We start from the raw sequence: 9,937 nt of genomic DNA, 5'->3' as shown, positions 1-9,937 counted from the left end.
CGGCCCGTTCACCCCTTTGGGGGAACGGGCCGCGCGGCGGTCGTATATCCGCGTTCGTGCGGTCGCTGCGGATAGTGTCAGCGGGGGCAGTGACGGGCGGTCCGGCACGCCCCCATCCAGTGGAGAGTGAGCGTCCGATCATGGCGGGTCCGAGCCGTAGGAAGAATGGCAAGACGCCGGCCGAGCAGGAGGAGGCCGTCGTGCCGCTCCCCGCCGACGTCGACCTGGGGACGCTCTACGGGGCGTCGGGTGCCGAGTCCCTGGCCGACCCGAACGCCGACGACGAGTTCGACGCCGACGCGCTCGACCCGGGAGACCGGAACCTGGTCCCGCCGGTCCGGCTGCTGGACCGGGACGAGCTGGCCGCCGCGGCGCTGGTGGTGCCGCTGTTCGACCGGGCGGTCCGGCTGGCCCGCTGGGTCGGCGAGCAGCGCCCGGTGGACGAATGGGGCGAGCTGGGCGCGGAGTTGGAGCAGCAGGCGGCCACCGAGCTGGAGTTCGGCGAGGGCGACGACGGCCTCGGCGAGGTGGCCAGGACCTGGTCGCTCGCGGTCGACCTGGAGCTGATCACGGTCGGTGACGGCGAGGGGGACGACGGCGCGGCCGAGGTGGCCGCCATCGGCGAGGGCCTGGCCGCGCTGGAGTCCGGCGACCCGGAGGCGGTGCTGGAGGCGTGGGAGACCGCGGCCTCCATCGTCGCCGGGACCACGGTCGAGGCCGAGCTGGACCTCGGCGACCTGGGTGCCGCCGGTGAGCCCGGCGCGGCCCCGGCGGAGGAGACCGAGGAGGAGTACGCGCAGCTGGAGGAGGCCCGGGAGCAGGCCCAGGGGCTGCTCGACGAGGCGCTCCAGGTGCTCTACGAGGCGCGTGCCTTCGCCACCACCGAGGCCGAGGAGACCATCCCGCTCGGCGTGCTCTCGGCGCTGCTGGTGGTCCCGGACGGCGAGGACCCGACCGAGGAGATGCTCGGCGACATCACCTCGGTGATGGTCGCGCTGGACCCGATGCTGCAGGATCTCGCCGACATCGGCATCCTCGACTACAGCCCGATCGACCCCACCCTCTTCGACGAGTCCGAGGCGGCGGCCGGAGCGGGGACCGGAGCCGAGGCCGGCTCCGGCACCGGCTCCGGGGCCGCGCTGGGCCTGCCCACCGAGCCGTTCGACCCCGACCTGCCGGTGGACGAGTCCGAGGCCGCCCGCTTCGGCCTGGCCCGGCTGACCGCGCTGGGCGTGCACCAGGTCCGGCAGTGGCTGCTGGAGGACGGCTACGACGCCCCGCTGATCGGCGACCACGCCCGGGGCACCGCGGCGGAACTGCTGGAGGGCATCGCCGGGTCGGCCAATGTGCTGCCGGAGGAGGAGATCGCCGAGTGGCTGGTCGGCCGGGAGCCGCTGCCCGCGGCGGCCGAGCTGCTCGCGGCCTCGCGCGGCAACGACCTGGTCGGCCCGATCCGCCGGCTGTTCTGCCGGGCGGCGCTGGACCGGCTGGGCGCGGAGGCCGGGCCCGCGGTCCGCGAGGTGCTGGGCGATCCGCACCTGGCCGGTCTGGCCACGGCCTGGCTGGCGGAGCAGGGGGCGGCCGGGATCGACCCGCCGGAGCGTCCGGTGCTGCTGTGGACCACGGTGGACACGCTGTCCGCGCAGCTGATCGACCTGGGGCCGGAGGACCCGCTGTTCCAGGAGTCGCTGGAGCGGGTGGTGGACCAGGAGTCGCCGGAGCAGTTCTTCGCCGAGCTGTGGCGGGTGGAGCACCCCTACACCACCGCGGTGCTGGACGCGATCGGCGAGCGGCACCCGGACAAGCCGACCGCCAAGGAGGCCCGCAAGGCCGCCCACAAGGCCCGCTCCCGAACCGGCTCGCCGCAGACGCGCTAGGGGGGTGTCTGACGGATCTCCGCGGCGTCGCGACGCCCGGCACGCCCGCTCGCCGCGTTGCCGAACCGCCCTGGTAGCTCCGCTACCACGGAGATCCGTCAGACACCCCCTAGACCGCCCGGCCGCGCCGGGCCCCGACGCGGGCGGGGGCGGCACCGGGTCGCGGTGCCGCCCCCGCCCACTGACGCCGGGTCAGCCGGTGATGGTGAAGACCGTGCTGCGGGACTTCTCCCACTCGGGCTGGTCCAGGTCCTTGGCCTCGGTGCCGTCGCCGTAGAGGTCGGCGGAGCCGTTGTCGGCGATCAGCTGGGCGGTGGCGCCGGAGGCGGTCAGGTCCGGGACGTCCACCACGCCCTCCCAGCCGCCCTGGTTGCTGGTCGGCAGGTCGATCAGCTTGACCGGGGCGTCCGCGGCCACGCCGTCCCACCGGTAGAGGGCGAACGGCAGGGTGTTGTCGCCGCTCCACGACCCGGCCACGATCAGGTACTGGTTCTGCGCGTTCTTGCGGATGTCGCGGACGTTCAGGCCGCCGAGGTCCAGCTCGATCGGGGTGCCGAAGGTCGCGTGGGTCTTGGTGTTGGGCAGACCCGAGGTGATCTTGTCCATGTTGGTGACCGGCACCAGCAGCGCCTTGCCGCCGTTCGCCGGGGGCACCAGCGGGGCGCGGAACCCGATGTAGGCGGTGGTGGTGCTGTTCGGGGCGAACTCCAGGCCCTCGACGTTGAAGCCGTTGATCTCCTTGGGGATCTGGCCGGAGGCGGTGGCGGCGGCGAAGCCGTACCTGTTGCCGTTGGCCTTGTCCCAGGCGACCAGGTCCGCGCGCAGGCCGGAGTACTCGCCCGCGGCGCTGAGCACGGTGGACGCGCCGGAGCCGGTGACCGTGGTGGTGAACAGGGTGGAGCGCTCGGCCTTGATCTTGCCGTCCTTGTTGTTGCCCATCGAGCCGGTCCAGTAGATCGTGTTGCCGACCCTGGCCGCCGCCTCGATGTCGATCTCGTCGCTGTCGTCCAGGCCGAGCGCCGAGCTGAAGTCCCAGCTCTTGACCGGAGCGCCGCCGTTGGCGCGGTCGTACATCCGGATGGTGTTGCTCTCGTCGTCCGCGACGGCCATGTAGCCGCCGCCCAGGTCCACCGCGGCCGAGCCGTCGGCCGCGCCGGTCAGGTAGCGGGTGGTGGCCGCGAACTGCACCGCGGGGGAGGCCGCGTAGTGCAGCGTCTTGGTCGCGGTCTTGCCGCCGAGGCCGGTGACCTTGAGGGTCAGGTCGGTGTAGCCCTGCGCGTGCGCGGTCACCGCGACGGTACGGGTGCCGCCGGTGCCGGTGACCGCGACGTCGGTCAGCCCGGCCACCGAGGTCTTGCTGCTCTTGCTCGCCGCGACGGTCAGCGCCGAGGCGTCCGCACCGCTCTGACTGATCGTCACGGTGACCGTCGGGTCACCGGTGCTGCCGACCGCGCCGGACAGGTAGGCGTCCGAGAGCGCGATGCTGGGCGTTCCGTACGAGGACGCGGACGCCTGACCGGTGAGCAGGGGCACTCCGAGGGCGAGTGCGGCGGCGGCGGTGCAGGCGAGTGCGGCGCTGGAGCGCATATGACGGCCTTTCGGCTGGTGGGGTGCGTCGGCGGTAAGACTGCGGTAAGGCTGCGGCACCCGCCGCAACGCGGGGCCACCGGCGGAAGGCCTGCGGGTGAACAGTCCCCGGCCGGAACGATGAGGTGTGATCGCGCCATCACTGTCGGTACCATGGGCGCTGACGGACCGAAGGGGGCTCGGCGTGCAGTTCAGGGGCAGCGGCTCGGGCGGTCCTGAGAGGTCCCGCGACGTCTGGCGGCAGTTGGCCGAGGCCGATCTGCGCACCCTGGGCCGCCGCGGCTTCCGGGTCTACGGCCCGGCCGCACCGCTGCTGGACGCGCCCACCCTGTCCAGTTGGGAGCTCCACCGGGACCGGCTGGTCACGGTGGTGCTCAGCCACGGCAGCCTGTTCGACCCGCTGGGCCCCTTCGTCCAGGTGCAGACCCGGGTGATCGGCGCCGGACACCGCACCCGCACGCTCCAGGACGTGATCGAGGACGAGCGGGACCGGCTGTTCGAGCACGCCGGGATCGACGAGGGCGAGGGCCCCGACCTGGCGGTCGAGTCCGAGCCTTGGATCGCCGTGGACGGCATCCCGATCCGGGCCGCGTTGCGCGGCGAAGGGGTGCTCTGGGCGGCCCGGTTCCAGGTCGGCGGTCCGGAGAGCCCGCTGCGGGGCCGGGGCGGCGATCCGGTGACGGTCACCGTCACCGGGCGCGGGATCGGCCCGGACCGGGTGGCGCTGCGCACCGTCGAGGACCTCCAGCCGTACGCCGAGGGCCGCCAGCAGCGGCTGGCCGAGCTGGCCGAACGGCGGGAGGCGGCGCGGGCCGACCTCCCGTCCGACCCGGCGCCCGAGCCGGTCGGGCTGGACGCGCACCGGCGGCTGGTGGAGTTCTCGGTGCAGAACGCGATCCGGGTCGAGGCCGCGCTGCGGGCCGGGCACCTCCCGCGCGATCCGCGCGGCAGCCGCGGCGACCGGGGCGGGCTGTGGGAGAGCGCGGTCCGGCAGCAGATGCGGCTGGCCGGGGAGGACCGCGAGGCCGCCAACGAGGCGGTGACGGCGCTGGTCAACCAGATGGTCCGGCTGGCCGAGAACGCCGCCTGGTTCCCGGGCACGGCGGACGGCCGGGCCGCCGTGGAGGAGAGCATCCGCTACACCGTCTTCGACAGCGAGGTGCCCAGCGTGGCCGCGCAGCGCGCCTGGCGCGAGGACTGGATCCGCCGCGAGCAGCGCACGCTCGACGACGCCGAGGCCCGGCTGCAGGCGGTGGCGGCCCGGGAGCGGATGACCGCCTCCTGGCTGGAGCAGTGGCAGAGCTGGCTGATCGAGCGTGCCGCCGCCGGCAGTTGACGTGACGTCCGTTTGACGTAACGTCACTCCTCCGGCGGCCCCTGCGTCGGCAGCCGCAGTTGCAGCATCGCCAGCAGCCGCTGCTCCGGGCTGCGCAGGTCCAGGCCGGTCAGCTGCTCCGCCCTGCGGATCCGGTAGCGCAGGGTGTTGGGGTGGACGTGCAGCTCGGCCGCCGCGTCCCGGACGTCGCCGAGGTGGTCCAGCCAGGCCAGCACCGAGGCTGCCAGCCGCCCGCCGTGGGCCGCGTCATGGCCGGTCAGCGCGGTCAGCCGGGGGTCGCGCACCTGCGGATGCGCCGTCAGCAGCGCCAGCAGCTCGCCGAGCAGCACCTCGGCCCGCACGTCCGGCAGTGCGGCGACGGCCGCGGCGATCCGGCCCGAGGCCATCGCCTCCAGCACCCGGTCGGCCTCCGCGCGGGAGGCCGGCGCGGCGGCCAGGGTCGGCACGATCCGTCCCACCGCGCCGCGCAGCGGGGCGTCCAGGTGGACCCGGGCCGCGTCGGAGACCTCCTGGGCCCAGCCGCGCAGGGTGTCCGGGGTGATCCCGCGCGGCAGCTCCGGCAGCAGCACGTAGACCCGGTCGCCGACCGGGGCGACCAGGGCCCGGTGGTGCCGGGCGGCGGCGTGCACCGAGATCACATTGAGGGTGTCCGGGCCGGTCAGCCCGGTGCCGCCGGGCAGCGCGAAGCCCAGCACCGCGGCCGGGCGGCGGACGTCCAGGGCCAGGTGCCCGGCCAGCGGCTGCGGCCCGGTCGCGCCGTCCAGCAGCCCGGCCAGCAGGGTGCGGGTGAGCCGCAGGTCGGCGCTCAGCTCGCTGCGCCGCCGGACCAGGTGCAGCGCGGCCACCCGGGCCGCGCCGAGCAGCACCCGGTCGGCCCGGTCGGCCAGCGGCGCCGACCCCTCCTGCACCCAGATGGTGCCCAACTGCCGTTCGCCGGAGCGGATCGCCACCACCAGCCGACGGCGCAGCCCCAGCTCCGGATGGGCGTCGATGGCGACCACCGCGTCCGCCTCGCGGAGCCGCTGGAACACCCCCCACGCGCGCAGCTTGGACAGGTACGGCTCCGGCCCCTGCCAGCCGAGGATGGTCAGCCGGCGCAGGTCGTCCGCCTCGTCCGAGTCGGCCGAGCGGGAGTAGGCCAGGATCCGGTTGGCAGCATCCTCGATGCTGACGATGCCTCCGGTCAGCACCGCGGTGGTCTGGGCCAGGCCGAACAGGTCGCCGCCCTCCGACTCGGGGTCGGGCCTGGCCGGGCGACCGGCCGCGAGCGCGGCCCGGACCAGTGCGTCCAGATGCCCCCAGGGGACGTCCTGGCGCACCGACAGCAGCGCCACCCCGGCCTCCTCGGCGGCCGAGCGCAGCACCTCCGGGTCGGCGGCGGGTTCCAGCTTCAGCGCGACCGCGGCGGCCCGGTCCCGTCCGGCCGCGCGCAGCACCGGCAGCGCGGCCCGGCCGCGCACGCCCAGCGCCAGCACCAGGTCGCCGGGCCGGGCCGCGGGCGGGTCCTCGGGGTCGAGCAGGGTGATGCCGAGCACCGTGGCGTCCAGGTCGGGGGCGTGCCGCAGCTCGGCCAGCGGCTCGCCGAGGGACATCAGCAGCTGGCGCAGCGAGATGCCGTCGGCGGGTTCCATACGCTGCTCCGGGTTTGTCCGATCAGCCAATACTCCGATGGAGATCCTATCCGTATGTCTACATCGACGGAGGTCCGCGCGGGCTTAGCGTGCTCGCCAGGGCGGCGACCGCGCCCGTCAGCTACTTCGGAGGAGTGCCCCCGTGTTGGACGCCGTGACCCGGATTCCCGCGCCGGTCAACGAGCCGGTGCACAGCTACGCGCCCGGCAGCGCCGAGCGCGCCCGGCTGGAGGCCGAGCTGAAGCGGCTCGGCGAGCAGGGCCCGGTCGAGCTGACCATGGCTGTCGGCGGGGTCCGCCGACTCGGCCGCGGCGCTCCGGTCGACGTGGTCCAGCCGCACCGGCACGCCGCCGTGCTCGGCACCCTGCGCAACGCCACCCGCGAGGACGCGCAGGAGGCCGTGGACGCGGCCCTGGCCGCCGGTCCCGCCTGGCGCGCGCTCTCCTTCGACGACCGGGCCGCGATCTTCCTCAAGGCCGCCGACCTGCTGGCCGGTCCGTGGCGGGAGACCATCGCCGCGGCGACCATGCTGGGCCAGTCCAAGACCGCCCAGCAGGCCGAGATCGACAGCCCCTGCGAGCTGGTCGACTTCTGGCGCTTCAACGTCCACTTCGCCCGGGAGATCCTGGCCGAGCAGCCGCAGTCCTCGCCCGGTGTCTGGAACCGCAGCGACCACCGGCCGCTGGAGGGCTTCGTCTACGCGGTCACCCCGTTCAACTTCACCGCCATCGCCGGAAACCTGCCGACCGCGCCGGCGCTGATGGGCAACACCGTGGTCTGGAAGCCGTCGCCGACCCAGCAGTTCTCGGCGCACCTGCTGATGGAGCTGCTGGAGCAGGCCGGGCTGCCGGCCGGGGTGATCAACATGGTCACCGGCGACGGCCTGGCCGTCTCCGAGGTGGTCCTGCCGCACCGCGACCTGGCCGGGATCCACTTCACCGGCTCCACCCCGACCTTCCAGCACCTGTGGCAGCAGGTCGGCGCCAACATCGGCGGCTACCGGACCTACCCGCGGCTGGTCGGCGAGACCGGCGGCAAGGACTTCCTGGTCGCGCACCCGTCGGCCGACCCGGCGGTGCTGCGGACCGCGATGACCCGCGGCGCGTTCGAGTACCAGGGGCAGAAGTGCTCGGCGCTGTCCCGCGCCTACGTCCCGGCCTCGCTCTGGGCCGAGATCCGGGAGGGCTTCCGGGACGAGGTGCAGTGGCTGACCATGGGCGACGTCACCGACCTGGGCAACTTCATGGGCGCGGTCATCGACGCCCGCTCCTTCGCCAAGAACAAGGGCGCGATCGACCGGGCCGCGGCCGACCCGAAGGTCGAGGTGCTGGCCGGGGGCACGTACGACGACTCGGTCGGCTACTTCGTCCGGCCCACCGTGCTGGTCTGCGAGGACCCGGAGTCGGAGTTCTTCCGGGACGAGTACTTCGGCCCGGTGCTCGCGGTGCACGTCTTCGAGGACGAGCGCTACGAGCAGGTGCTGGAGCAGCTGGACGCGGTCTCCTCCTACGCGCTGACCGGCGCCGTGATCGCCCGCGACCGCGCCGCCATCGCGCTGACCATGGAGAAGCTGCGCTTCGCGGCCGGGAACTTCTACGTCAACGACAAGCCGACCGGCGCCGTGGTCGGCCAGCAGCCGTTCGGCGGCGGGCGTGCCTCCGGCACCAACGACAAGGCCGGGGCCGCGCAGAACCTGCTGCGCTGGACCTCGACCCGCTCGGTCAAGGAGACCTTCGCCCCGCCGACCGACTACCGCTACCCGCACATGGGCTGACGCCCGCTCACCCCACCTCCTCCCCTTCTTCCCCGCCAGGAGTCGGCATGCTCCGCACCCCCCTGCTCGCGGCGGCCCGTTCGCCGCGGGCCCGCACTCTCGTCGAGCAGTTCCCGCCCACCCGCGCCATGGTGCGGCGCTTCGTCGCCGGGGACTACCTGGACCAGGCCGTCTCGGTCACCGCCGAGCTGGTCGGTTCGGGCCGCCGGATCTCGCTGGACCACCTCGGCGAGGACACCGTCGACGCGGCCCAGGCCGCGGCGACCGCCGCCGCGTACGAGGAACTGCTCGGCGCGCTGGCGGAGACCGGTCTCGCCGGATCCGCCGAGGTCTCGGTCAAGCTCTCCGCGGTCGGCCAGTCGCTGGCCAGGGACGGGGAGAAGGTCGCCCTGGACAACGCCCGCCGGATCTGCGAGGCCGCGGCGGCGGCGGGCACCACGGTGACCCTGGACATGGAGGACCACACCACCACCGACTCCACCCTGGCCGTCGCCCGCGAGCTGCGCGCCGACTTCCCCTGGCTCGGCGTGGTGCTGCAGGCCTATCTGCACCGCACCGAGGCCGACTGCGCGGACCTGGCCACGGCCGGCTCCCGGGTCCGGCTGTGCAAGGGCGCCTACCAGGAGCCCGCCTCGGTGGCGTACCAGGCCAAGGCGGAGGTGGACCGCGCCTACGCCCGCTGCCTGCGGACGCTGATGCGGGGCGACGGCTACCCGATGGTCGCCTCGCACGACCCGCGGCTGATCCGGATCGCCGGCCAGCTCGCGGAGTGGACCGGCCGCAAGCCGGAGAGCTTCGAGTACCAGATGCTCTACGGCATCCGCCCGGAGGAGCAGCAGCGGCTGGTCGACACCGGCGCCACCCTGCGGGTCTACCTCCCGTACGGGGCCGAGTGGTACGGCTACTTCATGCGCCGCCTGGCAGAACGCCCGGCCAACCTGGCGTTCTTCCTCCGCGCCCTGGCCACCAGGAACTGACGGGCCGTCACAGCTTGCGGGCTCTGGCGGCGAGGACGATCGGGGTCGGCGCGCCCTGCTCGGTGAACCGGTCCAGGGCCAGCCCGGCCGCGCCGAAGGCGTTGAGCAGGGCCGGGAGCGGGAGGTGGGTGGCGCCGACCTTGTCGCGGACGCCCTGGCTGGTCCAGGACCGCTTGGTCCAGACGCCGTCGAGGTAGCCGGGGCGGAGCAGCACGGCCTCCGGATCGGCCCGGTCGGCGAAGCCGCCGCAGAAGCAGGGGTGCACCCCGAAAGTGCACGAAGACCCCGCCGGGGCGCAGCACCCGGGCCGCCTCGCGGAGCACCGCCGGGTAGTCGGGCAGGTCGGTGTGCACCATCATCGCGATGGCGGCCGGTACGGAGCCGTCCCGGAACGGCAGCCGGGCGGCGTCGGCGCGCGCAGTCGGCAGTCGGCCGCGGGCGTGCCGGAGCATGCCCGCGGAGAGGTCGATCCCGACCGGCTCCCAGCCCAGCCCGCGGACCCGGTCGGCGTGGACGCCGGTGCCGCAGCCGATCTCCAGGCAGGGGCCCGCGCCACGGCCGAGCAGGTCGTCGAGCAGCGCGCTGAGGCCGCGCGGATGCCCGTCGCCGACCGGGGCGGCGAGGAACTCCTGCTCGTACCAGTCCGCGATCCCGTCGTACGCCGCCGTTCCCGCAGCCATCACCGGCCCCCTCGTCCGTCGTCCCTCGTCCTGACGGTCCAACTGGCGCCGGGGGCGCGGAGGTTCCCGGTGCGG

General features: G+C 74.4%; 7 protein-coding genes and 1 pseudogene. 4 read left to right on the top strand and 4 right to left on the bottom strand.

Going from position 1 to position 9,937, the window contains the following annotated elements; all coding sequences use genetic code 11:
- The first annotated feature begins 200 nt into the window (after window positions 1-200).
- Window positions 201-1,877, top strand: coding sequence for a hypothetical protein (locus tag ACEZDE_RS24670; protein ID WP_380539762.1), 1,677 nt, complete (start codon window positions 201-203; stop codon window positions 1,875-1,877).
- A gap of 192 nt (window positions 1,878-2,069) precedes the next feature.
- Here the strand turns inward: ACEZDE_RS24670 and ACEZDE_RS24665 are convergent, their stop codons facing one another.
- Complete coding sequence (locus ACEZDE_RS24665) at window positions 2,070-3,464, bottom strand: DUF3616 domain-containing protein (protein ID WP_380539759.1); 1,395 nt, start codon at window positions 3,462-3,464, stop codon at window positions 2,070-2,072.
- A 184-nt stretch (window positions 3,465-3,648) separates the two neighbouring features.
- On the opposite strand from ACEZDE_RS24665, the gene ACEZDE_RS24660 reads away from it, so the two are divergent.
- Window positions 3,649-4,800, top strand: a complete 1,152-nt coding sequence (locus tag ACEZDE_RS24660; protein WP_380539756.1) for a hypothetical protein — start codon at window positions 3,649-3,651, stop codon at window positions 4,798-4,800.
- A gap of 23 nt (window positions 4,801-4,823) precedes the next feature.
- On the opposite strand, the gene ACEZDE_RS24655 is transcribed toward ACEZDE_RS24660, so the two are convergent.
- On the bottom strand, window positions 4,824-6,431 hold the full coding sequence (locus tag ACEZDE_RS24655) for a PucR family transcriptional regulator (RefSeq protein WP_380539753.1): 1,608 nt from the start codon (window positions 6,429-6,431) through the stop codon (window positions 4,824-4,826).
- Between the two features lie 145 nt (window positions 6,432-6,576).
- On the opposite strand from ACEZDE_RS24655, the gene pruA reads away from it, so the two are divergent.
- Entirely contained in the window at window positions 6,577-8,205 is a 1,629-nt protein-coding gene (pruA, locus tag ACEZDE_RS24650) for an L-glutamate gamma-semialdehyde dehydrogenase (protein ID WP_380539798.1), read from the top strand.
- 47 nt (window positions 8,206-8,252) lie between these two features.
- Entirely contained in the window at window positions 8,253-9,182 is a 930-nt protein-coding gene (locus ACEZDE_RS24645) for a proline dehydrogenase family protein (protein WP_380539750.1), read from the top strand.
- Window positions 9,183-9,189: 7 nt separating this feature from the next.
- On the opposite strand, the gene ACEZDE_RS24640 is transcribed toward ACEZDE_RS24645, so the two are convergent.
- Window positions 9,190-9,447 carry a hypothetical protein gene (locus ACEZDE_RS24640; protein WP_380539801.1) on the bottom strand — a complete coding sequence of 86 codons (258 nt, stop codon included), beginning with the start codon at window positions 9,445-9,447 and terminating at the stop codon, window positions 9,190-9,192.
- A gap of 19 nt (window positions 9,448-9,466) precedes the next feature.
- Window positions 9,467-9,862 (bottom strand): annotated as a pseudogene (locus ACEZDE_RS24635) (class I SAM-dependent methyltransferase); the annotation flags it as partial.
- Window positions 9,863-9,937 lie beyond the last annotated feature (75 nt).

The organism is Streptacidiphilus cavernicola (genome assembly GCF_042510955.1).
Lineage (GTDB): Bacteria > Actinomycetota > Actinomycetes > Streptomycetales > Streptomycetaceae > Streptacidiphilus > Streptacidiphilus cavernicola.
This window is presented reverse-complemented; position numbering and strand designations above follow the sequence as displayed.